This is a genomic window from Sorangium sp. So ce1504 (assembly GCF_051521635.1).
Taxonomy (GTDB): Bacteria; Myxococcota_A; Polyangia; order Polyangiales; family Polyangiaceae; genus Sorangium; species Sorangium cellulosum_B.
In genome coordinates, this window is the sequence record NZ_CP150365.1 from 10,208,806 (window position 1) to 10,235,035 (window position 26,230).

Sequence of the window (26,230 nt, forward strand, 5' to 3'; positions counted from 1 at the left end):
CCGGAGAGCGCGAGGGAGAACGGCATGCTTGTCGATACGCTCGGAGGTCGGACGGTGCGGCGCAACGCAGAAGTACGAACACGATCGAGCGCGCCGAACAGCCGCGCCAAGCTCGTGGTCGTCGTGGACGACGAGCCGAACATCCAGGAGGTCGTGAGCATGATCTTGGAGAGCGAGGGCGGCTACGAGGTGCGCTGCGCCTCGAACGGCGAGGAGGCGCTGGCGTTGCTCGACCAGATCGCGCCGCCGGATCTGCTCGTCGTCGACATCATGATGCCGGTGATGGACGGCTGGGGCCTGCTCACGGCGCTCCGGCACAACGAGAAGACGGCCCGTATACCAGTCATTGTTTCATCCGCGTCTTCAAAACATGACGCGACGAGCCTCGGTGTCGCTCGGGTGCTGCCCAAGCCGATCGACTACGACGCCTTCCTCGCCGCGGTCGACGAGCTCACGCGCTCAAGAGAGCGGCAAATCCTCGACGCCGAGTAGGCCGAGTCGATCAGCCGACCGCGCCACTGCCTCCATCGCGGCAGAAAGCGCAAATGGCCCATGGACCTCCAGGGCCGTCCAGCGGTAGCTTCACTCCAGTGTTGTTAGAGAACCCGGGTGCCGGCCTCTTCGCCGGCTACACTCCCCTCCCCGGCGCCTACGACGAGCTGTTTGGTCGAGACGGCGCTCCTCGCCCCGAGTTCCTGCGCACTGCCACGCTCCTCGGCGCGCTCGCGCCGAACGAGTTCGCGCGCGCGCAGCACCTCGCGGAGCTCGCCCTGCTCAACCAGGGCGTCACGTTCTCGGTCTACGCGGATCAGCGCGGCGCGGAGAAGATCTTCCCGCTCTGCCTCATCCCCCGGATGCTCTCCGCGGCGGACTGGGCCCACATGGAGCGGGGCCTCGAGCAGCGCGTCCGCGCGCTCGGCCTCTTCCTCGACGACGTCTACGGGGACCAGCGCATCCTCAAGGAGGAGCGCGTCCCCCGGGACCTCGTGCTCGGCTCCGGGCAGTACCTGAAGCAGGTGCACGGCCTGCGGCCCCCGGGCGGCGTGCGCATCCACATCGCGGGCGTCGACATCATCCGCGATCCGGCCGGGACCTTCCGGGTCCTCGAGGACAACCTCCGCACGCCGTCCGGCGTCTCCTACGTCCTGGAGAACCGGCTCATCAGCAAGCGCGTCCTGCCGCACCTGCTGGACAAGGCGCGCGTGCAGCGGGTCGACCATTACCCGGCCCGGCTCGCCGAGACGCTGCGCTCGGTGTCGCCCGCGAGCCCGAGCGGCACGAGCGCCGTCGTGCTCACGCCGGGGCCCTACAACTCGGCCTATTTCGAGCACAGCTTCCTCGCGCGCACGATGGGGCTCGAGCTCGTGCAGGCCCCCGACCTGTTCGTCGATCAGGACGAGGTCTTCGTCCGGACGACGCGCGGCCCCCGCCGGGTCCACGTCATCTACCGCCGCATCGACGAGGCGTTCCTCGACCCCGAGGCCTTCCGCCCTGACAGCATGCTCGGCGTGCGCGGCCTGATGCGCGCCTACGCCGCCGGCAACGTCGCGCTCGCGAACGCGCCCGGCAACGGCGTGGCGGACGACAAGGCCGTGTACCCCTTCGTGCCGGAGATGATCCGCTACTACCTCGGCGAGGAGCCGGTCCTCGAGCAGGTCCCCACCTACCTCTGCATGCGCGACGACGACCGGCGCTATGTGCTCGACCACCTCGACCAGCTGGTCGTCAAGGCGGTCGACGAGGCCGGCGGCTACGGCATGCTGATGGGGCCGCAGTCGACCGCCGCCCAGCGCGACGAGTTCCGGGCGCGCATCCAGGCGACGCCGCGCCGCTACATCGCCCAGCACCGGGTCGAGCTCTCGACGAGCCCCACCTGGGACCCGAGCGGGAAGACCGCGGTCCCGAGGCGGCTCGACCTGCGCCCTTACGTGCTGACGGGCCGCGACGGCGCGTGGGTGCTGCCCGGCGGGCTCACGCGCGTCGCCCTGGTGGCCGGCTCCTACGTCGTCAACTCGAGCCAGGGCGGGGGCTCGAAGGACACCTGGGTCCTGAAGGGCCCAGGCGAGAGCGCGCAGCGCACGCCCTCGATCGGCGGCTCCGACGCGAGCCCCGCCGCCGCGAACAACGACCCTCCCGGCGCCGCGCCGGGACCTGCCCCCCCGGAGGCCCCGTGATCTCCCGCGTCGCCGATCACTGCTTCTGGTTCGGCCGCTACCTCGAGCGGACCGAGAACATGGCCCGCATCCTCGCCGTCACGCAGAACCTCGCGCTCGACGCCGAGATCCCGGCGCACCAGTGCTGGCTGCCGGTCATCATCGTGGCCGGGCAGAAGGCGCACTTCGGGGCGGAGCACGGCGAGGAGGCCGCGGCCGACGGCGAGCTCGTGCAGCGCTACATGAGCTTCGACGAGGACAACCCGACGAGCCTCCGCAGCTCGATCTCGGCCGCGCGCTGGAACACGCGGTCGATCCGGGAGGTCGTCAGCCTCGAGGTGTGGGAGACCGTCAACGAGCTCCACCTCTGGGTGAACAGCGACGAGGCGCGGGAGGAGTTCAGGTCGAGCCGCTACGCCTTCTACCGGCGAGTACGCCAGCTCACACAGCTCTGCCTCGGGCTCACGCAGAGCACGATGCTCAACGACACGCCGCTCGATTTCATCTGGCTCGGCGTGCTGCTCGAGCGCGTCGGGCAGACCGCGCGCACGCTCGACGTGCACCACCACGCGCTGACCAACCTTCCGTCGCCGTCGGAGATGAGCGCGCAGGCGCAGGGCGCGCTGCGCAGGCAGCACCGGGTCGTGGAGACGGCTCTCTGGCTCTCGCTCCTCCGCGCCTGCTCCGGGTTCGAGCCGTTCATGAAGCTCAACCAGGGTCAGGTGAGCGAGCAGGCTGTCGCCCAGTTCCTCCTGTACGAGCCGCGCTTCCCGCGCTCGATCCGGCACTGCGTCCACGCGGCGTTCGCGCGCCTCTGCGAGATCCGGCCGCCGGACAGCGTGGCGCTCCCCGGCGGCGAGAGCCTCGAGCGGCTCCAGCTCCTGCACCAGTGGGTGGCCGACAGGGCCACCGAGGCGTTCGACCCGATGGCGGTCCACGCGGCGCTCACCCATGTGGTCGACGAGACGGCGATGATCTGCGACGGTATCGGTCGCGAGCTGCTCGGTTACGGGCCGCCCGACAGTAGCCCCACGGTCACGAGCCAGTAGCCGCCAGAGTCGCCGACGCACCCATGCCGAATCTCCTCGCGATGTCGTTCGAGGGCGAGCTCGCCCCATGTTTCGATCTCACCTGCCTGCGCCCCGGGCGCAAACTGCCTGACGGCTGGGGCATCGGTTACTACCCCGGCGGCGAGCCGAGCGCCTCGGTGCTCAAGGAGCCGGCGCCGCCGCAGGGGAGCATCCGCAGCGAGCTCGTGAAGGCGTGGGAGCACCTCGAGTCGTCGCTGCTCGTGCTGCACATCCGCACGGCGACGTGGGGCAGCGTCAACGACGCCAACACGCAGCCGTTCAGCCGGAGCTGGGGCGGGCGCGACTGGCTGTTCGCGCACAGCGGCAGCCTCGTCGACCGGATCGAGGTCGATCCGAAATCGCTCTTCCAGCCGGTCGGCTCGACGGACACGGAGCTCATCCTGTGCGAGCTCATGCGCTGGATGGCGTCGGAGAACCTCCGGAGCATCGGCGACATCGATCCGGCGGTGCTGCGCGACTGGTTCGACGAGATGAACGAGCACGGCCCCCTCACGACGGTCCTGGCCGACGGCCGCGATCTGGTGGTCTACGCGGATCGCGATCGCGAGGGGGACGCGTTCCTGTGGGAGGTGCTGCCGCCGTACGAGCGCCTCGCGTTCGGGGACGACGATCTGGAGGTCGACCTGACGCGCCGGGGGGTCAAGAGCCGCAAGGGCGTCATCGTCTCGTCGGAGGAGCTCAAGGTCCACGCGGGCGGGCGGGCGGCGTCCTGGAAGCGCGTGCCGCCGGGGCACCTCGTGGTGCTGCGGCAGGGGGCGCTCCGGGCCACGGCGTCCCCGCGCACCGACCGGCGCAAGCCGTCGTCGTCCACGCCGCCGCTCTCGTCGCGGCCGGTCCGGCGCCCCGTGCACGCGGCGGTCCGCCGCTTCCAGGTGGTCCACCGCACGTCGTACCACTACGCGACCGCGGTGGAGCGCAGCACGCACCTCCTGCGGCTGACGCCGGCGCACGACCGGCTTCAGACGCTCCTGCACAACGAGATCGAGGTGTCGGTCGAGGGCCAGCAGCGCGAGTACGACGACGTCTTCGGCAACCGCGCGCGGCGGGTGCTGCTCGACACGCCGTTCCATGATCTCGTCATCGAGTCGAGGTCGCGGGTGGAGATGCTCGACACCGATCCGCTGAGCTTCCGCCCGCTGCGCGCGCGGTCGACGATCCCGCTCGTGTGGATGCCGTGGCAGCGCCAGGTCCTGCAGCCGTTCCTCCTGCCGCCGGAGCTGGCCGAGAGCGAGCTCGCGGAGCTCATCGAGTACGCGATGACCTTCGTGGAGCGGAACGGCTACGATCTGCTCGACACGCTGCTCGACCTGAACGCGTCGATCTTCGAGGAGTACGAGTACAAGCAGGGGTCGACCAACCTGTTCACGACGGCGTTCGACGTGTACGCGAACCGCCGCGGCGTGTGCCAGGACTTCACGAACCTGTTCATCTGCCTGACGCGGCTGCTCGGCGTGCCGTCGCGCTACGTGTGCGGGTACATCTACACGGGGCCGAAGCACGAGAACCAGCGGCAGAGCGAGGCGTCGCACGCCTGGGTCCAGGTGTACCTGCCGGAGATCGGGTGGAAGGGCTTCGACCCGACGAACGGGATCCTGACGCAGACCGATCACATCCGCGTCGCGGTCGGGCGCAACTACGTGGACGCGACGCCGACCTCGGGCACGATCTACGTGGGCGGCGGGGCGGAGCGCCTCGCCGTCGACGTGCGGGTCGAGCCGATCGACTGAGAGGTCGACCGGCTCAGCGCCGCGGTGAGCTCGATGGCGAGCGAGGGCGGCCGGCTCAGGGCCGCGTGGCGATCCAGTAGAGGAGCGCGGTCCGGCTGAGACCGTCGTCGAGCGTGGTGAGCGCCTGCGCGTCCTCCCAGGCCGCCTCCTTGTCGACGGTCGCGTGCGCCGCGATCAGGAACGCTTTCCAGGGGTCCTCCGCGTCCTGCGTGGTCTCCGAAATCACGGGCCACGTGTCCTGGACCCAGTCCTTGGAGATGAGCGACTCCGAGATCGGCGTGATCGGGAGCAGCTGGATCCCATAGACGTACTCGGGGTTGGGGCCGAACCACGTCCCGAAGTCGGCCTTCGTGGACCAGAGCACGCCGACGGCGCCGTTGTTCTTGAACGGCTCGGGGTAGACGGCGCTGTCCGCGGTCACCTGCCAGTACGTCTGCGCCGAGGCCGTCTCCATGGCGAGGAGCACCCGGCCGAGGTTCTTCACGTCCTCGTTCTCGAGCGCCTCGCCGAGGAGCTGCATGCTGTACCAGGCGTTGACGGCCTCGGAGGTCGACTCCTGGTTACGGCCGTCCGCGAACGGGAACAGCCCTGACGCCCACGAGTGGCCCCTGAACCAATCCATGTTGCGGAACGGCGTGAAATACGTGTCCTTGGTGCTCGGGTTCGCGATGTCCCGGACGAGCCAGAGCGCCTTGTCCCCGTACTCCTCGCGCCACGCCTCATCGCTCTTCGCCAGCACGGCGGCCGCGTAGAGGAAGTAGCCGTAGTGGAAGTGGTGATCGTTGTAATACGCCTGGCCGAAGTCGGCGGCCTGGTCCGCCAGGCCGTTGGTCGTCACGAGGCCGCCCCAGGTCGTGTCGTAGACGAGGGGGTTGCCGTTCTGGCCGTTGAGCCACGGGTTGAGGCGCGACTTGAGCCGCGCCCTGAGCTCCTCCGCGAGATCCGCCTTGCCGACCACCTCGGCGATCTGCGCGAGGCGCGCGAGCTTCGCGATCTGCTTGCCACCGAAATAGGGGTCTGTCCCGGCGACCGCCTCGTCGGGCATGAAGCCCTTGTCCTCCTCGAGGGCCGCGATGATATCATCGCCCCAGTCGTCCGAGACGCGGCGCGGCGCGTCCCAGCCGATCGTGCTGAGCGGGTACTCGAGCTCCCAGCTCGCGCCGGAGATACCCTTCATCTGGCCAATCACGGTCGGGTACGAGACGTCCGCCGCCTTGAACATATCGAGGTGATCCAGATGGTGCGGCAGCGCCATGGTCAGGAGATCGCCCTCGCCCTCGGTCTTCCAGACGAAGCGCACCCTGGCCTCGTCCTCGGTGACCGAGGCCTCGATGTCGCCGCCGACCGGGATGGCGGCGGCGTGCTTGTCGAGCACGGCCGCGGCGTTCGGCCCGGGGACGAGCGCGAGGCGGAGCGAGCCCTCGTACGGCTCGTCCGCCATCATGGAAAGGGCGTCCCACTCGAGGCTGATCTCGGGGAATGCATAGAGCACCCACGTCTGGCCGTTGTTGAGCGTGATCTCGAATCGGTCGCCCGTGACCGTGGTGGGGCTCGTCGACTCGCCGTTGACCTCGGTGATCGCCACGCCGTCGCCGGCGCGGACGGAGGGGGCGAGCCCGTCGTACGTGGCCGTCACGTACGGCATCCCGTACACGATGGGCGCCGTCATCGTGCCGCCCTGCGCCGCCCACTCCACGGTGACTGACAGGAGATCGGCCGACTTGACGGTGTGGCCGGCGAAGGCCTGGCGCGCGCTGAGCGCGAGCTGCGTCAGGTCCGCCGAGGTGACGGACGCGCTCTCCACCACGACGCCGGGCCGGGAGATCGACAGCGCCTGTCCGACCGCCTTGAGGTCGTACGGCGCGGCGTTGATCCGCTGATCGCCCTGGCCGAGCGCGAAGTTCATCCAGGTGGCGTTCGTGGGGAGCGGGGCCTTGAGATCGGCCAGCACGGCGCCCGGCGCGAGCGGGTGCTCCGCCTCCGTGAACTCCGGAGCGACGTCCGAAAGCGGCTTGCTGCGGTCGAGATCCCACGTCTCGACCGGCACGCCGCCGGTGCCGCCGGTGCCGCCGCCGCCGTCCCCCCCGCTGCCTCCGCCGCCGTCGCCCTCGGTCACCTTGGGCGGCGGCTCGTCATCGCCGCACGCGGCGATCGCGGACAGGCAGCTCAGCAAAGCAAAAGTCCGTAGCATCGGATGCTTCAACATCATGATCCAGCTCCCTCGCTCCCTCGCTCCAGCGCTCATCGCTCCACCTGCCACGAAGCGGATCGAGAGATGAGCCCTGGTGTCGTGGTAGTTTCATCGATTTGCAAGCAACGGCACAGATTCTTTCATGAAGCGCCGGGCCCGTCCAGCTTGGCGAGCCCGCCGCCCCCGCGCCGGAGGCCCTGGCGATGCCATCCATCAGGCGATCGACAGCCCGCACGCCGCGAGTCGGCTATGTCGTTGTCCGACGGTTCACGGGGTCCTTTATCGCGTCTTCGCAGGCGCCTTGGCCGCGCTCTTCGCGGGCGCCTTGGCCGCGCTCTTCGCGGGCGCCTTGGCCGCGCTCTTCGCGGGCGCCTTGGCCGCGCTCTTCGCGGGCGCCCGTGCTCCAGGCGCGGGCGGCGCCTCGCGGCCGCCGCCTCCGCGCACGAGCGCGAGCACCTCGTCCGCGTGTCCGTCGACCTTCACGGCGCTGAAGGCGTGCTTCACCGCGCGGTCGGGGCCGATGATGAAGGTGCTCCGGATGGTGCCCATCACCTTCTTGCCGTACATCGACTTCTCGCCGTAGACGCCGTAGGCGTTGTGCGCGGCGAGATCCGGATCGCTGAGGAGCGTCACCCCGAGATCGTATTTGTCCCTGAACTTCCGGTGGCGTTCGACGGAGTCGCGGGAGACGCCGAGCACGACGGCGCCCGCCTCGGCGAAGGCGCGCAGGGCCGCGGAGAAGGCCTGGGCCTCCCGCGTGCAGCCGGGCGTGTCGTCCTTTGGATAGAAGTAGAGGACGACCGTCTTGCCCGGGAAATCCGCGAGGCCCACCGTCTTACCGCTGTCGCTTTCGAGAGAGAAATCGGGGGCACGATCGCCTGCATTCACCATCGCTCGTTCGCTCCTTGTCCGCCCGGGCGCAGGGAGGACAGCCCCCCTTCCCCATCGGCGCGCACGATATCACGCGACGTCCCCGGCGTACCACATAGCGCCCCCCGGCCCGCGCCAGCGTCGCCGCGCGCCGCGCCCAGGCGACGAGTCGGCGGGGCCTCGGCCCGAAGGGCGCGGGCGCTCAGGGCCAGCCCGAATCCGGCTCGGGCGGAGCTTGATTCCGTCCGAGAGCGGCCGCACGACGACGGCGCTCCACTCCGGGGTTCCCGCGCCTTCGCGCGGCCGCGGCGCCCGTCCCGCGCGGCCGCGGCGCCCGTCCCGCGAGGCGCGGCGCGCGGCGGCTGGGTGGTGACATACGATCTCGAGGGGATCGCGAGGGGATCGCGAGGAGCCCGGTCGCGAAGAGCCCGGCCGGCGGAGCGAGGCAGGGGGGCGATCGAGGATCGATGTGAACCCGCGAACCGAACGAGCCGCGCAGGCAACCGCGCGCGCGACCGCGCAGGCAGCGGAGCGTCCCCGGGGCCGGCTTGCCCCCCCAGGCCAACCGAGGTACCCAAGGCACATTCGCAAGGCGCATGGCTGGCGTCATCGAATGAAATGGCATCAGCGCTGCTGGAGGAGATCATGACCCTGCCCGTCCCCGTGTACATCGTCGCAGCGGCCCGGACGCCGATCGGCGCGTTCCAGGGCGCACTCTCGCCCTTGCCCGCCCCCCGCCTGGGTGAGGTCGCCATCCGGGCGGCGCTCGAGCGGGCAAAGCTGTCTCCGGAGGCCGTCGAGGAGGTGTTCCTCGGCAATGTCCTGTCCGCCGGTATCGGGCAGGCTCCGGCCCGGCAGGCCGCCATCTTCGCCGGCATCCCGAGCAAGGTGCCGGCCACCACCGTGAGCAAGGTCTGCGGCTCGGGCCTCCAGGCCGTCCTCTTCGGCGCGAAGACGGTGGCGCTCGGCGACGCGGAGGTCGTCGTCGCCGGCGGCATGGAGTCGATGTCGAACGTGCCCTACTACCTCCCGCAGGCGCGCTCCGGCTACCGCATGGGCGACGGCAAGCTCGTGGACGGCATGATCCACGATGGCCTGTGGGATCCGTACGGCAACTTCCACATGGGCACCGCGGGCGACGCGTGCGCCAGGGAGCACGGCTTCTCGCGGGAGGCGCAGGACGAGTACGCGAAGGAGAGCTTCCGCCGCGCGGTCGCGGCCCAGCGCGAGGGGCTCTTCGCCGCGGAGATCGCGCCCGTCTCCGTCCCGCAGAAGAAGGGCGACGCCGTGATCGTGAAGGAGGACGAGGGCCCGCCTGCCGGCAAGCCCGAGAAGTTCGCGTCCCTGAAGCCCGCGTTCCAGAAGGACGGGACGATCACCGCGGCCAACGCGTCGTCGATCAACGACGGCGCGAGCGCGCTCGTCCTGGCGAGCGAGCGGGCCGTCAAGGAGCACAAGCTCACGCCGCTCGCGCGGATCGTCGGCTATGGCGGCGCCGCGCAGGCGCCCGAGTGGTTCACGACGGCGCCGGCCGCGGCCATCGCGAACACAACGAAGAAGCTCGGCATCCCGACGGACCAGATCGACCTCTTCGAGGTGAACGAGGCGTTCGCGGTGGTGGCGCTCGCGGTGAACAAGCTCTCCGGGCTCGACGCCCAGAAGGTCAACGTCCGCGGCGGCGCGGTCGCGCTCGGCCACCCGATCGGCGCGAGCGGGGCGCGCATCTTGACGACGCTGCTCTTCGCCATGAAGGACCGGAACGCGAAGCGCGGCCTGGCCACGCTCTGCATCGGCGGCGGCGAGGCGCTCGCGGTCGTCGTGGAGCGGTGATCCGCCCGCAGCCCGTCGGGCCCGGCGTGCGCGGCGTGGAGGCCTTCCCCGCGCGCACGCCGACCCTGCCGCCCGCGACCCACACGAACAGCTACGCGCTCGGCGGCGGCGAGGTGCTGCTCGTCGAGCCGGCCACGCCGTACGAGGACGAGCGCCGCGAGTGGCTCGCCTGGGCGCGCGGCTTCGCCTCCCAGGGGCGGTCGCTCGTGGCGATCGCGGTGACCCACCACCACGCCGACCACGTCGGGGGGGCGCGATTCTTCGCGGCCGAGCTCGGCTTGCCGGTCTGGGGGCACGCCGAGGCGGCCCCGCGCCTCCCGGGCGTCCCGCTCGCGCGCCGCCTCGCGGACGGGGAGGTGGTGCGGCTCGGCGGGCCGGAGCCGACGGCGCTGCGGGTGCTCCACACGCCGGGGCACGCGCCCGACCACCTCTGCTTCCTCGACGAGGCGCAGGGCGCCCTGGTCTGCGGCGACATGGTGGCCGGCGAGGGGACCATCCTGATCGATCCCCGGGAGGGCGACATGGCGGAGTACCTCGCGCAGCTCGATCGGCTCGCGGGGCTCGGGGCGCGGGTCGCGCTGCCGGCCCACGGCGGGCCGATCGACGCGCCGGAGGCGCTGTTCCGGCGCTACATCGCGCACCGGCTTGGGCGGGAGCGGCTGGTGCTCGCGGCGCTCGAGGCGGCCGGCGCGGGCGGCGAGGGCGGCGCGAGCGGCACGTCGATCGAGGCGCTCTTGCCGATCGCCTACGCGGATACGGCGCCGCTCGTCTGGCCGCTCGCGCGGCTGAGCCTGGAAGCACACCTGATCAAGCTGGAGCGCGAGGGGCGGGCCCTGCGCCGCGAGGACCGATGGCGGCGCGCGGCGGGGAACGACGCCTGACCGCGCGCCGGGCAGAGCGGGATCACCTCGCGGAGGCGTCGCGCACGCGTTCACCGCCGTACCGGCCGATGAAGCGCCGCGGTGATGCGTGGCGACGCCATGGCGGCGCTGCGGATGCCGCGGGGAGCGGCGAGGACAAGAGCGGCGTCGCGCCCGCCCTGCTTCTGGCCGGGCGCACGACAGTCATATCTCCATGTTCATGACACGGCGGACTTCGCCGAGGGTCTGTTCAGCCACCGCGCGCGCGTCCCTGATTCCATTGCGGAGAACCGACTGAATGTAGTCGGGATTGGCTTCGAGCTCACGCCGCTTCGCCCTGATCGGGCGGAGGAGCTCGTTGAGCGTCTCAGCGAGAAGCGATTTGAGCTTGCCGCCTCCCCCGTCGCCGATCCGCGCGGCGACCGCATGCGGATCCTCCCCGGTCGCGAGCGACACGAGGAGAAGCAGGTTGGACACCTCAGGCCTCTTTTCGGGGTCAAACGTGACGACGCGGTCGGAGTCGGTCTTCGCCTTCTTGATCAGGGCCACTGTCTCGTCTTCCGTGGAGCTGAGCATCACGGCGTTTCCCCTGCTCTTGCTCATCTTCTGGGAGCCGTCGAGCCCGAGGATGACAGGAGCTTTGCTGAGCAGCGGCTGCGGCTCGGGAAAGACCGGCTGTCTCCTCGCGAACCGGTCATTGAACCGGCGCGCGATGGTCCTTGTGATTTCGAGATGAGGGAGCTGGTCTTTTCCCACCGGCACGAGGTTTCCCTTGCAGAAGAGGATATCGGCCGCCTGGTGAACCGGGTACACGTACATCCCCGCGTTGATCCTCTTGAGGCCCGCAGCCTGAATTTCCTCTTTCACCGTGGGGTTCCGGTCGAGCTCCGCGTTCGTCACGAGCGTGAGGAATGGAAGCGTGAGCTGATTCAGCTCGGGAACATGACTGTGAGGGAATATCACGAGATTGCCGGCTTCGGGGTCGAGCCCGGCCGAGATGTAGTCGATGACGAGCTGGCGCATGTTCTCGGAGATGTTCTCGAACACATCCCTGTCGGTGAGAACCTGATAATCGGCGATGACGACGTACGTGGGCACTCCGAGCTCGTGGATCCTGACCCGGTTCTGCAGCGATCCGAACAGATGACCTACATGGAGTCTCCCTGTCGGCCGGTCTCCGGTCAGTGCGCGGTACTTCTTCGGATTCTTCGGAAGATCTTCCTCGATCTTCCTGCTTCGCTCAACGGCAGCTTCGAACGTTCCGTATTCAACTCTGTCGTCGCCTTCAATCGCTCGTGTTTCCATCCTGGCCCCTGCGATAGCTCGACGTGCCGAAGCGGCTGAGCCGAACGAGCATAGCGAAGAACCCGGGCCCTGGTCAATATTTTTCCGGATCGCACATCAGCCATTAGCGGAGCTCATTCCCCGCAGCCGACCGAGTGAAGGGCTGCGCCTCGGGTGCACAGACGACTTGTGTGATGCGCTCAAGCCCAGGTGGGGTGGTCGAAGCGCGCGCTCCTGCGCGATGAGGTGGAGCGGAGGCCGGGCACGGCGGATCTCAGGAGAGGACCTTGAGGTGCCTGCCGCGCGGCGCGGGAGGCACATACCGTCCTGCACCCGTCGTCAACGGCGCGTGGTCCAACCAGAATTGACGAGACTTCAGCCGCTCCGGGTCGGTCCCTGCGCCGAGCAGCTGCAGCAGCTCCGAGGTGAACAGCGTCAATCTCCCGTGGAGCTTCTCGACGATCATCTGCCGCAGCCACGCCCTGTCGGAGCTGCGGTTCCAGAACAGCTTGATCATCTTCTGGTGCAGCCGCGCCAGCTCGAGGTCCTCCGCGGACATGGCGTCGCTCCGCTGGATGACGCAGCTCCGCGCCGTATCGTACGTGAAGCCCATGCCCTGGATATCCCGCTTCAGCTCTGCGTTGGGCAGGATCTTGAGCGTGCTCGAGAAGATCGCGACGTCCCCCAGCCCGAAGCAGTAGTCGATGGTCGCCAGCCAATCGGAGAGCGACTCCCCGGGCAGGCCGATGATGGTATCGATGTACACGTTGATGCCCGACGCGATCAGCATCTGGACCGAAGCCGCGACCCTCTCGAAGTTGTTGCGTCGCTTGATGAACTCCAGAGTTTGACTCTTCGTCGACTGCAACCCGAGCTCGACGCTCTTGATCCCGGCCATTCGCATCAGCTCGACCATCTCCTGGTCACAGCGCTCCGGCTTGACCTCCGCCTCGATTTCGAGCTCATGGCCATGCGCTATGATGAACCTGAGTATCTCCTTCGTCCTGGCTGGAGAGACGTTGAACGTGCTGTCCAGGAACACGATTTTCCTGGGCGCGAGCGCGAAGATCTCCGAGAGGTCCTTCTTGATCCGCTCCATCGAGTGCGAGCGGAACGCCTTGGCGCCCTGATCGCAGAACGTGCACAGGTACGGGCAGCCTCTGGCGCTCTCGTACAACGCCACCCCCGTGGCGGCGACTATCTGCCGCAGATCATCGAGATCGGCGTAGGGGCTGGGCAGGTAGTCGATGCACTTCTCGTACGTCGGCTCGCCGCCCCAGCGCACGACGCCCGCGGCGAGCACCCCCACGTTCTCGATACCTGACGGGACCGCTCCACCGCGAGCGATCCCCTCGACGATGTGCAACAGGGGGATCTCGCCTTCGCCGACCACGGCCGCGTCCACGGTGCCGTCGATCAGGAGCCGCTCGACCTCTGCGGCTCCCTTTTCGATTTGGGGGCCGCCTAGGATGATGAACCTCGAGTCCGACAGGGCGCGCACACGCCTCGCGATCTCGAGGTTCTTCTGCTCGTTCCACACGAAGCACGAGAGGCCGATGATATCCGCCTGATCTCCCTCGATGTGCGCCAGGATGTCGTCCAGGGGCGCGCCGCACTTGAACGACCTGACCTCGACGGTCAGCCGCGCGACGTGCAGCCTCAAGTATGCCTTCAGCGCATAGAGCCCGAACGGGTAAGCGTTGTAGCCGTCGTCCGCCAGATCTATCAGCACCAGTTTCATGTGACCACCTGACTCCTACGTCGACCAACCAGGATGGCGAGGCTCGCGAGCGCCAGCAGCAGCCCCAGCAAGAGCAGCTGAACGTCCGCCTCGACGCGCTCGGACAGGAGGACCACGGCCAGGGTGGACAGCATGGATCCGCCGAGCATGGTCAACCTCAAGAGCGACGACAGCCGCCCGATCATGTGCACCTCGGCGCTCTCCTGGACCAGCGCTCTCGTCGCCACGCCGAGGTTCACGAACAGGAATCCGAACACGAAGATCAGGAGGCCGATCAGGGGCCGGCCCAGCGAGGGGACCGCTGCGAGGACGCAGAGCACGAGGCCCATTCCCCCAGAAGTCCAGGGCGCGTGCTTGTCCGCGCGCAGCGGGGACCTGGCCGCGAGGCGCGATCCGAGCAGTACACCTGCGCCCTGGGCGGCCATCATCATGGAGATGCCGTTGAGCCCGATCGATCGCAGCCTGAAGAAATAGATGAACAGAATGCCCAGCGAGCCGACGGCGACGTACGTGGCGAACTGGACAAAATACACCATCCGCAGCGCGGGGCGGTTGGACAGGTACGAGGCGGCGTCGCGGATGTCGCGGTGGAAGCTGACGCGCTCCCCGCGCGGCTGTGGATCCCTGATGTAGACGTGGCTCGCCGCGCTGAGGAGGAAGCTCGCGGCGTTCAGCGCGAAGACCGCCTTGTAGCCCACCACCCCGGCCAACCAGGCGCCGGAGGCCGGCCCAAGGATGAGCGTGGCGCCCTGCACCGCCGAGAAGAGCGACTGCGCCTTGAGCACGCCTTCGTGTCCGACGTTGTTCTTCATGACCGCCTGCTGGAGCGGAAAGAAGACCGAGGACGCGACGCTGTTGATCGCCGCCAGGATGAGTATGACGACGACGGGCGTCGCTCCGCTCACCGCCAGCAGGCACGCCACCGACGCGCCGCGCGCCGCCTCGGCGATCACCGTGAGCTTTCGGTGCGAGAGGTTATCCACGAGGACGCCCACGAACGGCACCGCGACGAGCGCGAAGACCCCCTCGACCGCGAAGATCGCGGTGCTGTGGAGCTTGGATCCGGTGAGCTCGTAGTACCAGTACGGCAACAGCAGGACGTGCATGTTGTTGAACAGGATCGAGATCGACTGGATGGCTGCGTATCTGCGGAATGCTCGGTCCATGGCGGCTCGACTTCGCGGCGTCAGGTCACAGGGAGCTCATCGAGTGGCTATATTTCGACGAGTGCAGGAGCACCGCGTCGGAGACGCGCTCCCTGAAGCCGGCGACCTCGCGGAGAAAACGGTCGTCCGCTCGCTCGCCATTGCACTCGAACTCGACGGCGTAAAACCGCAGCAGATGCGTGTTGTCGGTCGCGTACGCATCGACGACGTCGAACGTGATGAACACAGGCTGCGGGACGGTCTGCACCACGACGTTCCGCCGCTCCGACACGAGAACGAGCCTGGGCGCGAGCGGCGCCGAGAGGCCGACCGAGCGCTGAAACACGTCCACCATGGCCTGCACGTCCGCATAGTCGCTGCACTTGAGCTTGCGTTCTTCTCTCGCGACGTAGCCGTCGTGGATGGCGACGTTCCTCTTGTGCAGCAGGCAGTGCGTCCCCCGCGGCTCGGTCACGAAAGAGGCAGACTGTTGCGACCGATGGAGGAGCAGCTGGTCCGAATCGATGTAGACCCGCGACTGGCGCAGCGTGTACTGGAGCGCGTCCTGATAGCGCTGGACGTACATCCCGCGCAGCTCGGGGAAGTCGCGCTCGGCGATGATGAACGAGGCTTCAAATTCCATGAGCTACCTTCTGCCCACGCACAACGCGAAGACGCTCTCCGCGGGGACGCCGAGCGCCGCGGAGAACACGCCCACGGCGTACTGGAGATGTTTCTCTCTCGGGAGGAAGTGACCCGAGCAGTTGTTGATCAGCGCGAAGACGATGTCGGATCCCCCCTTGACGAATATCGCCTCTCCGGAGCAGGCGGAGAGGAGGTCACGGTCCTCCAGCAGGTGAGCGTGGGTGACCCTCGCGCCGTCCTTCCGGAAGAACATGTCGTGAACCGCCATGGGCTCCGGGTTGATGATGATCTCGCCCCGCCTGTCGATCGAGTAGATGTAAAATACAGCGTCGGCGACGCTGCGCGGGTCGAGGCGACGGTACGCACATCCGCTGAGCGGCGCTCCGCCGGGCCGCTGGGCGATGAACGCTTCCCGATCGTACTGAAGATACGAGCGCCCGCCGAGGTCGACCTCGCGGACGTGATCCGCGTGGATGCTCGGGAGCAGGCTCGTCGATACTTCGGCGTAGTGATCTCTGAGCAGCGAGTAGCGGGACATCACGTCCACGTTCTTCCGTACGTCTCCGCAGCGCCAGTTCTGCTGCAGGCAGTCGAGGAACTGCACGTACTTGACCAGCAACGCCGCGCTCGAGTAGTAGCCGTAGCGGTCAACCAGGGACTGAAATTCGCTGTTTCGCATCTGCGTCACATGATTTTTTCGAATTCCATGTTACATGCGCCGACCCCGGCCACGTGACGCGGAGTCGGTCGACAACGAGGACAGGAGCGAACGCCAGGGAAGGTCGAGCGACGCACGGCGGCGCCGCGGCGAGACCCTCCCTGGCGCTCCCCTGGTCTACGCCCAGACCTGTAGGATCAGGTCTCGGGCCACATCGCGATGCTCAGGCGGTTGTTCACCTCGCTCTCCTCGATCCGGCGGACGGCCTGCAGGACGTTGTCGAGCGTGATGCGGCTCAGGGCCGGCGAGGCATCGTTGGTCTGCTGAACGGCGGCATTGTTGGCGATCTCGGTGTTCATATTTGCTCCTGTATGCTGTACTGGGTTGGTGTCATGCCCGAGCGACGGCGCTCAGGCGTCCATGTGCGAGTGGAAGACAAAGCAAGACGATTCGGAGGATGCCAAGGGCGAATCGCCACGCTCACCTCAGGGGACAGAACGCTCCTTGCGCGAGCGAGCGCCCCTGGGTCTCATCCTCGGAAGCCGTTACGACGATCTCTTCGATATCAAGCGGACAATCCCCCCCTTTTCAACTCGGCTCCATCGCCGGACTGCTGTTGTTTTGTGTGACGCCGCGTATCTGGTCAAGCATGCATTGCGACGGTATCTTGCTCGATGATTTGGCTGCTTGAGACGGTGAGCGGAGCTGGGCGATCGACGGAGAATCACACCATGATTCGTTTGGTCGATCGGACAGCTGAGCGCGCTCCGCTGCGTCGACTATCCTGCGTCGCCGCGACCAGCTCGCAGTGAGCTTACCCCTGCTCCTCCCACCAGGTGATGTTGGTTCAGCCGAGCTCCCCTCGAGGCGGCAAGCGCCTGTCATCGACAGGCATATCCGGCTGCTCGCATGGCCCCCGCAGGGAGGGCGCCGCGCCCGACGATGGTCAAATCACAGTCTCGATCGTTTGTCGCAGGGTGCACGCGTCTCCGCTTGCACGACCGGACCCCGCGAGCAGCATTGCACGTTCCGCGCCATCGTGGGAGCCGCTCCAAGTCGGCCCGATCCGCGCGCGACTGAGCGTGTTGAGGCCTCAGCCGCTGCGGCGGTCAGGCGTGCTGGGATGGCCGCCATGACATGGCACGGCCGGATGTCACGATCCTAGCGTGACATGTCACATGACATGTCACAGCGCCGGCGTGGCCGCTCGCTCGGATGCGCCTCGAAAATTCACCCGTTCAAGCTGGAGCGCGAGGGGCGGGCCGGGCGCCGCGAGGGCCGATGGCGGCGCGCGGCGGGGAATGGCGCCTGACGGCGCGGCCGGGCGAAGAGGGCTCACCTCGCGGAGGCGTCGCCGCTCGCGCGCCGCGCGTCGCGGTCGCGCTGCCGCTCGGCGATCCGGCGTGCCCGCTCGGCCCGCTCCGAGGCAATCTGGCTCGGGGATTTCGTGCCTGCCTTGATGGACTCCGCAGCCCAGGACTTCGCGGCGTCCTTGCTGGACATGGAGCAAACAGGACCTGTGGCGGTCGACGTCAAGGTGGTTGCGCGGCCCGACGAGCGGCGCGCGCGCGGCGCGGTCCCCCGCGCCGTAGCGGCCGATCGCCTCCTGGATCGCGACGACGGGGCCGTAGACGAGCCGCCGTGCGCTGATGAGGACCAGGGACGCGCCCGCCATGAAGAAGAGGACGGCCGCGACGCCGGCGGTGGTCGCGCGCCGGCCCAGACGCTCTATGAGCGCCTGGGACGCACGGGCCTGATGGAGGTTGATCTCGACCAGGCGGTCGAGGGCCTCGAACGCCTCGTCGAAAGCGAGCGAATCGGTGGCCAGCGCCGGCGCGTCCGGCGAGGGGGGGTGAGCCGCCGGCATCGCCGGCTCGACGCCCGACGAGGTATTCGTCGACGCGCCGCTCTGCGTCGACGAGCACGCTGCTCTCTTCCTGGCTGCTCACGTAACGGTGAGCCTGCGAAAGGCCCTCCCTTAGCTCGATCTCCCACTCGTGGAAGGTGGAGATCGGCCCGCCGCTGGCGGACCCGGCGCCGCGGTGGATCTGATGTGCATCGCGGAGGAGGTCGATCTGCAGGCTGTGCACCAGGCGGACGCTCTCGATCGCGTCGCCGAGGATCCCGGTGGCCTGCTGCATGGTCGCCGAGGCGGCCATGAGCGCGGCGACCACGGCGATCGCCGCGCCCGTGAGGAGCGGCAGCGCCGGCGAGCTCGGCTCAACAGCGCTGGCCGATGATGGGCGGCGTCACGGCGCAGGTGTCACTGGCACGCCTGGGCGGCCGTGTTCCGGCGGAGGCCGCAGGCGAAGGCGCCGCCGCCGCAGCTGAAGACGCTGCAGTACTCGTGCACCTCCCTGTACCCGTTGGGGTAGGTTTTTACCTCGCAGTCCGCAGGGCTGTAGTCGCACACCTCCTGGCAGCGGATCGGGCCGGTCGTGCCGTCGTTCGCGTCCGTGCACGGCCGCTCGTCGAGCTGGGTGGTCGACGTGAACCCCACGTCCGCCTGATCATCGAAGTGCCCCGTGCAGAAGTGCGCGTCGGTGACGGTGCCCTCGAGATAGCTCCGGATGTCCGGCGAGAAGAAGGGCACCGGGTTCGGCGCCTTGTTGTCGGCGACGCGGCGGACCTCGAAGTGCAGGTGGTCGTTGTCCGGCCAGTCCGACGACTCGCCGAGCTCCTGCCCCGGGACGACGAGATCGCCCTCCGCGACCAGGGTCGACGCGGCGTGCCCGTAGATGACGTACACCGAGCCATAGCGGATCGTGAGATCGATCTGGGAAGGCGCGCCCCGGGCGGTGGGGTACCTGCCCGTGCAGGCGTTTGGCCCGGCGCACATGACCTTTCCATAGCCGACCGAGTACAGGGGGCTGCGCGCTGGGACGGAGAAGTCGAGCCCGCTGTGGTTGCCGGAGGTGTGCGTGTAATAGACGGTCTGGAGCACGACCGAAGTGCACGTATGGCCGAAGTACTGCCCCATGGGCGGCGCATCTCCGTTCGGCATCGTGGTGGGGTGATTGCAGAACGTGGGCACCTTCGTGTCGCTGAGCTCGTCGCCGGGCCCCACCTCGCCGCAGCCGGTGGTCGGGTCCCCCCCGCCGCCGGCGCCCGAGACCGACGCGTTCGTGATGGTCGCGCCGTCGTCGTACAGGCTGGTATCCAGCTCGAGCGGGTACGTGGGCGCCGCGCTGCTCGTGTGGAACACGGCCCCGTTCTTCAGGTAGCTCACCTGGCCGTTCTGCACCTCGACGCGGAAGACGTCGCCGGCCTGGTAGGTCCCGAAGTACCCCTGTCCGTAGCCTTGCTCCACGACCTCCAGCCCCCCGTCGCCGCGCAGGTAGATCGCGTAATCGATGTCTCCGTAGCCCTGATCGGCGTCGCCGTGGCCAAGGCCCGCCATCTTGTACCGGTTCGTCTCGTTCGTGGAGAACTCCACGTAGCCGTCGTCCGACGCGATCTGCTGGACCGACGAGGCCCCGGCATGCCAGCCCCAGCCGGCGGCGCGCGTCAGCGAGCCCCCGCTCGCCGGCGCATGGCGGACGTTCTTCCAGAACCCCGGCGGCATGCAGCTCGTGTCCCCGGCCGCGCAGCTCACGACCTGGGCGCCGGTGACGGTCGCGCCCTCGTGGTTCAGGCTGGTATCGAGCCTGAGCGGATAGGTGGGCGCCGTCAGGCTCGTATGGAACGCCAGCCCGTTCTTGCGGTACCGCACCTGGCCATTGAACACCTCGACACGGAAGACGTCGCCGGCCTGGTAGGTCCCGAAGTACCCCTGTCCAACCCCTTGCTCGTAGATCTCCAGCCCCCCATCGGCGCGCAGGTAGATCGCATAATCGATGTCGCCGTAGCCCTGATCGGCGTCGCCGTGGCCGAGGCCCGCCATCTTCTCGAGGTTCGCCTCGTTCGTGGAGAACTCAGCATAGCCGTCGCCCGCCTCGATCTGCTCGGCCGACGAGGCCCCGGCGTGCCAGCCCCAGCCGGCGGTGCGCGTCAGCAAGCCACCGCTAGCGGTGGCATAGCGGACGTTCTGCCATAGCCCGGGGGGCATGCAGCTCGTGTCCCCGGCCGCGCAGCTCACGACCTGGCCGCCGGCGACGGTCGCGCCCTCGTGGTTCAGGCTGGTGTCGAGCCCGAGCGGGTAGGTGGGCGCCGTGGTGCTCGTGTGGAACACCATCCCGTTCTTGCGGTAGCGCGCCTGGCCATTGAACACCTCGACGCGGAAGACGTCCCCGACCTCGTAGGTCCCGAAGTATCCCTGTCCAACGCCCTGCTCGTAGACCTCCAGGCCCCCGTCGTCGCGCAGGTAGATCGCGTAATCGATGTCTCCAAAGCCCTGGTCCGTGTCGCCATGGCCGAGGCCCGCCATCTTCTGGAGGTCCGCCTCGTTCGTGGAGAACTCCACGTAGCCGTCGCCCGCCTCGATCTGCTCGGCCGACGAGGCCCCGGCGTGCCAGCCCCAGCCGGCGTCGCGGGTCAGCAGGCTTCCGTTCGCCGTGGCGTAGCGGACGTTCTTCCATTCCTGCGGCGGCATGCAGCCCTCGTCCCCGGCCGCGCAGCTCATGATCTGGGCGCCGGTGACGGTCGCGCCCTCGTGGTTCAGGCTTGTGTCGAGCCCGAGCGGGTAGGTGGGCGCCATGGTGCTCGTGTGGAACACCATCCCGTTCTGCCGGTAACGCACATGGCCGTTGAACACCTCGACGCGGAAGACATCGCCCGGCTGGTACGTCCCGAAGTACCCCTGTAGAACCCCCTGCTCGACGATCTCCAGGCCTCCATCGGCGCGCAGAAAGACCGCATAGTCGATGTCCCCGAAGCCCTGATCGGCGTCGCCGTTGCCGAGGCCCGCCATCTTCTCGAGGGTCGCCTCGTTCGTGGAGAACTCCACGAACCCGTCGCCCGCCTCGATCTGCTCGGCAGACGAGGCCCCGGCGTGCCAGCCCCAGCCGGCGCTTCGCGTCAGCAAGCCTCCGTTGGCGGTGACGTATCGGACGTTCCTCCACAGCCCCGGCGGCATGCAGCTCGTGTCCCCGGCCGCGCAGCTCGCGACCTGGGCGCTGGTGATGGTCGCGCCCTCGTGGTTCAGGCTTGTGTCGAGCCCGAGCGGGTAGATAGGCGCCGTGGCGCTCGTGTAGAACACGAGCCCGTTCTTGCGGTAACGCACCTGGCCGTTGAACGCCTCCACGCGGAAGACATCGCCCGGCTGGTACGTCCCGAAGTAGCCCTTCCCGTACCCCTGCTCGACGATCTCCAGGCCTCCATCGGCGCGCAGAAAGACCGCATGGTCGATGTCCCCGAAGCCCTGATCGGCGTCGCCGTTGCCGAGGCCCGCCATCTTCTCGAGGCTCGCCTCGTTCGTGGAGAACTCCACGAATCCATCGCCGGCCTCGATCTGCTGGACCGACGAGGCCCCCGCGTGCCAGCCCCAGCCGGGGCTGCGCGTCAGCAAGGTCCCGTTCGCCGGGGCGTAGCGGACGTTCTTCCAGAACCCCGGCGGCATGCAGCTCTCGTCGCCGACCGCGCAGCTCGTGACCTGGGCGCTGGTGACGGTCGCGCCCTCGTCGTGCAGGCTGGCGTCGAGCGCGAGCGGGTAGGTGGGCTCCGTTTGGCTCGTATAGAATACGACCCCGTTCTTGCGATAACGCACCTGGCCATCGAACACCTCGACGCGGAAGACGTCGCCGGCCTGGTAGGTCCCGAAGTAGCCCTTCCCGTATCCCTGCTCGAGGATCTCCACGCCCCCGTCGGCGCGAAGGAGCACCCCGTGATCGATGTCCCAGAACGATGGGCTCTCATCGCCGTGGCTCAACCCGGCGATCTTGGTCCGGTTCGCCTCGTTCGTGGAGAACTCGACGAACCCGTCGCCCGCCTCGATCTGCTGGACCGACGAGGCGCCGGCGCTCCAGCCCCAGCCCGGGCCGCGGGTGAGGGCGCCGCCCGACACCTGGACCTCGACGGCGTTGTTCCAGAAGGCGCTGGCGCCCTCTGCAGCCCGCGCGTCTCCCGCGCTCGCGATGGGGCTCCCGACGGCGAGCGCCGCGAGGAGCGCGCCTTTGCAGAGCCGCCTCATGATGCGCCCGTCCTCCCGCGGCCCGCGATGAGCGCGGCGGCGAGGCATGGCGCAGGGTACCGGATGGATCTGTTGAATGCGTGATGAAGCACGGTGTTGATCTCCTCTGGACATGGATCGTTGATGAGAAGCCGAGCAGACGAGGCCCTCCGGCCAGCGCTCCGCCGCGGGTCGCGCGTCGCGCGGCCGTCACGCGCGTGCGTCTCCGCTCACCAGCGCGCGACGGCGGCTGGCCCTGGCGCGCAGGAGGGCGCGGATCGGGCGTGGCTCGACGGCCACCCCCGTTCCTACGCCGCGGCCGTCCGGCTTCTGACAGGCACCGATCCTCTTTTCCCGCGCGCGCCGCCGGCCATGCCCGGCGAGGGGCGTCGCCGGGCGTGGCGGGCGGCGCGGGGGGCCGGGGAGGCGGGCGTGCTCCGGCCGGGCGACGGCCAGGAGGCGCCCGCGCGGCGCGGCGCCGCCGTGTTATGTCGAGCGGCATGGCAGCGCCGCGCATCGCCGTCGTGGGTCATGTCGAGCACGTGACGCTCGGCCGCACCGAGGGCGTCCCCCAGCCGGGCGACATCGTTCACCTGCTCGACGCGCGCTTCCTGCCCGGCGGGGGCGGCGGCCTCGCCTTCGCTCAGCTCTGCCGGAGCGACGCCGAGATCCACCTCTTCACCGCGCTAGGGCACGACGCGGCGGCGCGCGCCGTCGAGGAGCGCATCCGCGTCGCGCCGGGGCGCGTGCACGTCCATGCGGCGGTGCGCGCCGTGGACCACCCGCGCGTGGTCGTCGTCGTGGACGCCGAGGGCCGCCGCACCATCCTCGTCACCGGGGCCCCGCTCCAGCCCGCCGCGACCGACCCGCTCCCGTGGTCGATCCTCGCCGGCTGCGACGCCGTTTACTTCACCGGCGCCGACCCCGAGAGCCTGCGCCTCGCGCGCGCCGCGCGTCGCCTCGTGGTGACCGCCCGCAGGGGCGCGGCGCTCCGGGCGGCGGCGATCGCCCCCGACGTGGTCATCGGCAGCGCCTCCGATCCGCGCGAGAACGCCCCGCTCGCCGCGTACGACCCCTGCCCCGGCGCGCTGGTGCTCACCGACGGGCCGCGGCCCGTCCGCGTCCTCCGCCCGGGGAGCGCCGCGCTGGTCGACGCGCCGCCCGCGCCGGACCGCGTCCTCGGCGAGTACGGCGCCGGCGATAGCTTCGCCGGCGCCCTCACCTACCACCTCGCCCACGGCCTCCCGGTCGAGGAAGCCTGTCGCCTCGCTGGACCGCACGGCGCCGCCGTGCTGCGCGGGATCGATCCGCTCGAGACGCAGATGGCGCTTATCGCACCGTGACTCGGATCCACCTCTGCGGGGCGGGATCGCGGCGCTTGTTACCTAGAGCGGCGGTCACGTTGAAACCCGGAGAATTTTCACAGGGAGGCGGGGAGGCGGGGAGGAAGAAGAAATGAATTTCTCCCTCTTGCCGTCTCTCGCTCCCCGCCTCCCTGTAAATTCCTGCTTTTTCTCGTGGTTTCAACCCGTTTGTCGCTCTAAATGCAGCACCAGGGATAGAGCGTTGATGCAACCCATGTCTTGTCGTGCTTGCAGCGCATCGCCCCACCACAGTTGCCGCCCCCGGAGTCGTTCTCGCAAGCATAGCCGACAGCATCGCACGGTTCGCCTGGGCTGGCGCCCTCGCACGGAACGCAGATCGCGTTGGCCCCGGCGCATCCGCCGCACGCCGATTGCTCCGTCTTGAGCCAGGCTGCCGGCCGCGCTGCGCAGCTGCTCTGAGTATCGTCGGGATCGCCTTCATTGAGTTTGCATTCGAACACGAGGACGCAATCGCCCGTCGTGTACGTGCAGATCTTCCCGATCTCAGGACACGCTGTCGACTCGACAAGCACCTCGCTCGGGCACCCGGGCGAAACCGTCGTCTCCCCGGTCGGCGCGCCGCCTTCCCCGCTCGGCGCGCCGCCTTCCCCAGCCGGCGCGCCGCCTTCCCCGCTCGGCGCGCCGCCTTCCCCGCTCGGCGCGCCTCCGGACCCACTCGCTGAAGCGCTCTCAGCGTCGAGGTCCACGTGCGAGGAACAGCCGATGAACAGGGGCACAACGAGGGCAACACCGACGAGAGAGAGGTGACGCATCAGCTCCTCCGGGCCTGCCCTCAGCAATCGCCGTTCCGCGGCGATCCTTGCCTTGTTTCATGCAGCTACGTCGAGCGCGAGAGGTCCCCTCTGGCCCAGGTTGGCACGCTTTGGCAGGCCCCCATGGCGCAAGGACCTCCGTCCAGCCAGCGTGCTCCATGTCCAGCCTTCCCGGTCCAGCCTGACCAGGCTGCCGGACGGACGGCGCAGACTCCGCTTTCATGGCCACGTCGCCCCTGTCATCGCCGCCGTCCTCGCCTCATGGCGGCGTCAGGAGAGCCACTCCGCGCGCGCTCGGGCGACCTCCGCCGGGGCGCATCCCTCCTCCGGGGCGCGCAGGCGCTCCCATGCCTGCTCGATGTAAGCGAGGCACTCCATGATGGATCCCTGCTTGCCGGCCTCCCGCGACCCGCTCGGGATCGCGCGCTCGACAGGGCAGACGGTGTACTGCTTCTCGTGATCGACGACGACGCGATAGGTGGCTGCGTCCTGCCGCTGTTCCTGGTTCATCTTCCCCTCCGCGGGTCGGCCCGATTGCGCTGCGGGGTCGCACCATAACCTCGCTCCCCGCGCCGTCGAGCCGGAATCTCCGAGAACGGATCGCAGGATCAGGCCGTCTCCGCCCGAGACGGCATCATGCCCGGATCGATGCCCGTGTCACGAGATCACGCCAGCGAACCGATGCCCCATGGATCCGCTCCCCATGGTTCGACGCATGACGCCGCGGGCCCGCAACGCGGGACGAGGCCACTGGACAGCGCCCCGTCAAGGCGAGCTCACAGGCGCGCCGGCGCGTCGACCTTCTTCGCGCGGCGCTTGGCCTCGGCCCGGCGCCGCCGCTCGTAGGTGCTTGTCGCCTCGCGCACGATCTCCGGCCGGTCCCGGAACACGAACCGCGCCGCCGCGCGCACCGTCGATATCCGCGCGCTCAAGAGCCCGATCACCTTGTTGCGGACGACGAGCGCCTCGCGCGCCTTCTCACCGAGCGCGGCGCTCTGGGTGGGGTGCGCCCGGAGCGCGGCCGCGAGCTCCGCGGCCTCGTCGAGCATGGCCACGTCGAACCCGCCGAGGCCGTCCATCGCCTCGCGCTGGGGCGCCGCGAGGGCGGCGTAGTCGTCCAGGGCCAGCGCGAGCGCGTCGGCGGTGGACGGGTCGCCCGCGTGGGCCTGTCCGAGCTTGGCGAGCCTCGCATCGTTCTCGTCCTCGACGCCATCGTCGAACAGCCACTCGAGCGTCGCGGTGATCTCGTCGAGGACGAGCTGCCCGCGCTCGAACGGGCTCGCCTTCTTCGGATCCACGGCGAGCAAGTAGCAGGTGCCCGCCTCCACGGCGGCGCGCTGGAGAGAGAGGATCTCCTCGCCTGTCTTCGCGGTCAGCGCGTTCCCCTTCTTGTTCTTGCTCGCCGCCATCTCAAGGCCGCGGCGCACCACCTTCCCGTCCTTCACCTCCGGTTTCCAGTAGGCCTTGTGGAACCTCGCGACGTCGACCGCTTCACCGAACAGCACATGAAGGGGCACCGAGATGGATAGCTCGTCGTTCCCCGGAGCGTCGAGCGCCTCTTTCATCCACAGGTCCAGATCGGTCTTCGCTTTGGGCATCGGAATCTCCTGATGTACCGAGGGATTGTTCATGGAGAGTGGGATTCTCCCCAAGCACTCCTGGTTAAGACCTCTCCGAGGGACCGCAAGAGGCCCAGACGGGGTGGCGCGAGCAAAGCAGGAATCTAGCGACCGCGTGGTGTGAAGGGGCGGTGCACAAATCCAGCCGCCGAGTCCAGGAAGCCTGCAGCGGTGTCCAGGAACTGAGCCCTCGCGTCCAGGAACCGAGCCGCCCCGTCCAGGAACTGAGCCCT

Annotated in this window: 19 protein-coding genes; 7 read left to right on the plus strand and 12 right to left on the minus strand. The window is 68.9% G+C overall.

From position 1 onward, the window contains the following. Positions 1-24 precede the first annotated feature (24 nt). Genes WMF39_RS38460 through WMF39_RS38475 form a run of 4 tightly spaced genes read left to right on the plus strand, consistent with a single transcriptional unit; the run spans position 25 to position 4,971 of the window. The gene (locus tag WMF39_RS38460) at positions 25-492 is read left to right on the plus strand and encodes a response regulator (RefSeq protein ID WP_012239707.1); all 468 of its coding nucleotides are present in this window, start codon (positions 25-27) and stop codon (positions 490-492) included. A gap of 53 nt (positions 493-545) precedes the next feature. Next, positions 546-2,174 carry a circularly permuted type 2 ATP-grasp protein gene (locus WMF39_RS38465; RefSeq protein ID WP_437741442.1) on the plus strand — a complete coding sequence of 543 codons (1,629 nt, stop codon included), beginning with the start codon at positions 546-548 and terminating at the stop codon, positions 2,172-2,174. After that, on the plus strand, positions 2,171-3,202 hold the full coding sequence (locus tag WMF39_RS38470; protein WP_437741443.1) for an alpha-E domain-containing protein: 1,032 nt from the start codon (positions 2,171-2,173) through the stop codon (positions 3,200-3,202). The genes WMF39_RS38465 and WMF39_RS38470 overlap by 4 nt, the downstream gene beginning before the upstream one ends. A 23-nt stretch (positions 3,203-3,225) precedes the next feature. Beyond that, entirely contained in the window at positions 3,226-4,971 is a 1,746-nt protein-coding gene (locus WMF39_RS38475; RefSeq protein ID WP_437741444.1) for a class II glutamine amidotransferase, read from the plus strand. 55 nt (positions 4,972-5,026) lie between these two features. On the opposite strand, the gene WMF39_RS38480 is transcribed toward WMF39_RS38475, so the two are convergent. Beyond that, the gene (locus WMF39_RS38480; RefSeq protein ID WP_437741445.1) at positions 5,027-7,180 is read right to left on the minus strand and encodes a glucan endo-1,3-beta-D-glucosidase; all 2,154 of its coding nucleotides are present in this window, start codon (positions 7,178-7,180) and stop codon (positions 5,027-5,029) included. A gap of 261 nt (positions 7,181-7,441) precedes the next feature. Then, the gene (locus WMF39_RS38485; RefSeq protein ID WP_437741446.1) at positions 7,442-8,053 is read right to left on the minus strand and encodes a peroxiredoxin; all 612 of its coding nucleotides are present in this window, start codon (positions 8,051-8,053) and stop codon (positions 7,442-7,444) included. A 624-nt stretch (positions 8,054-8,677) separates the two neighbouring features. Between WMF39_RS38485 and WMF39_RS38490 the strand changes: the two genes are divergently transcribed. Together WMF39_RS38490 and WMF39_RS38495 are read left to right on the plus strand one after the other, a co-directional pair. Next, complete coding sequence (locus WMF39_RS38490) at positions 8,678-9,862, plus strand: acetyl-CoA C-acyltransferase (RefSeq protein WP_437748087.1); 1,185 nt, start codon at positions 8,678-8,680, stop codon at positions 9,860-9,862. Next, entirely contained in the window at positions 9,859-10,743 is an 885-nt protein-coding gene (locus WMF39_RS38495) for an MBL fold metallo-hydrolase (protein WP_437741447.1), read from the plus strand. Before WMF39_RS38490 ends, WMF39_RS38495 begins: the two co-directional genes overlap by 4 nt. A gap of 183 nt (positions 10,744-10,926) precedes the next feature. Here the strand turns inward: WMF39_RS38495 and trpS are convergent, their stop codons facing one another. From trpS to WMF39_RS38535, 8 genes are all read right to left on the minus strand, one after another. Next, complete coding sequence (trpS, locus tag WMF39_RS38500; RefSeq protein ID WP_437741448.1) at positions 10,927-12,027, minus strand: tryptophan--tRNA ligase; 1,101 nt, start codon at positions 12,025-12,027, stop codon at positions 10,927-10,929. A gap of 253 nt (positions 12,028-12,280) precedes the next feature. Beyond that, positions 12,281-13,747: a B12-binding domain-containing radical SAM protein gene (locus WMF39_RS38505; protein WP_437741449.1), complete on the minus strand. Its 1,467-nt coding sequence runs from the start codon at positions 13,745-13,747 to the stop codon at positions 12,281-12,283. After that, the gene (locus WMF39_RS38510) at positions 13,744-14,913 is read right to left on the minus strand and encodes an MFS transporter (RefSeq protein WP_437741450.1); all 1,170 of its coding nucleotides are present in this window, start codon (positions 14,911-14,913) and stop codon (positions 13,744-13,746) included. Before WMF39_RS38510 ends, WMF39_RS38505 begins: the two co-directional genes overlap by 4 nt. A 25-nt stretch (positions 14,914-14,938) precedes the next feature. Continuing rightward, positions 14,939-15,535 (minus strand): hypothetical protein, encoded by a 597-nt coding sequence (locus WMF39_RS38515; RefSeq protein WP_437741451.1) that lies wholly within the window; start codon positions 15,533-15,535, stop codon positions 14,939-14,941. Between the two features lie 3 nt (positions 15,536-15,538). Next, on the minus strand, positions 15,539-16,216 hold the full coding sequence (locus WMF39_RS38520; RefSeq protein ID WP_437741452.1) for a hypothetical protein: 678 nt from the start codon (positions 16,214-16,216) through the stop codon (positions 15,539-15,541). 176 nt (positions 16,217-16,392) lie between these two features. Next, positions 16,393-16,554, minus strand: coding sequence for a hypothetical protein (locus tag WMF39_RS38525; protein WP_437741453.1), 162 nt, complete (start codon positions 16,552-16,554; stop codon positions 16,393-16,395). Between the two features lie 976 nt (positions 16,555-17,530). Next, positions 17,531-17,698, minus strand: coding sequence for a hypothetical protein (locus WMF39_RS38530; RefSeq protein ID WP_437741454.1), 168 nt, complete (start codon positions 17,696-17,698; stop codon positions 17,531-17,533). A 760-nt stretch (positions 17,699-18,458) separates the two neighbouring features. After that, the gene (locus WMF39_RS38535) at positions 18,459-22,262 is read right to left on the minus strand and encodes a M23 family metallopeptidase (protein WP_437741455.1); all 3,804 of its coding nucleotides are present in this window, start codon (positions 22,260-22,262) and stop codon (positions 18,459-18,461) included. A gap of 479 nt (positions 22,263-22,741) precedes the next feature. On the opposite strand from WMF39_RS38535, the gene WMF39_RS38540 reads away from it, so the two are divergent. Next, entirely contained in the window at positions 22,742-23,584 is an 843-nt protein-coding gene (locus tag WMF39_RS38540; protein WP_437741456.1) for a PfkB family carbohydrate kinase, read from the plus strand. A 1,064-nt stretch (positions 23,585-24,648) separates the two neighbouring features. On the opposite strand, the gene WMF39_RS38545 is transcribed toward WMF39_RS38540, so the two are convergent. Beyond that, positions 24,649-24,888, minus strand: coding sequence for an MbtH family protein (locus WMF39_RS38545; RefSeq protein WP_437741457.1), 240 nt, complete (start codon positions 24,886-24,888; stop codon positions 24,649-24,651). A gap of 266 nt (positions 24,889-25,154) precedes the next feature. Continuing rightward, positions 25,155-25,976: a hypothetical protein gene (locus WMF39_RS38550; protein ID WP_437741458.1), complete on the minus strand. Its 822-nt coding sequence runs from the start codon at positions 25,974-25,976 to the stop codon at positions 25,155-25,157. Positions 25,977-26,230 lie beyond the last annotated feature (254 nt).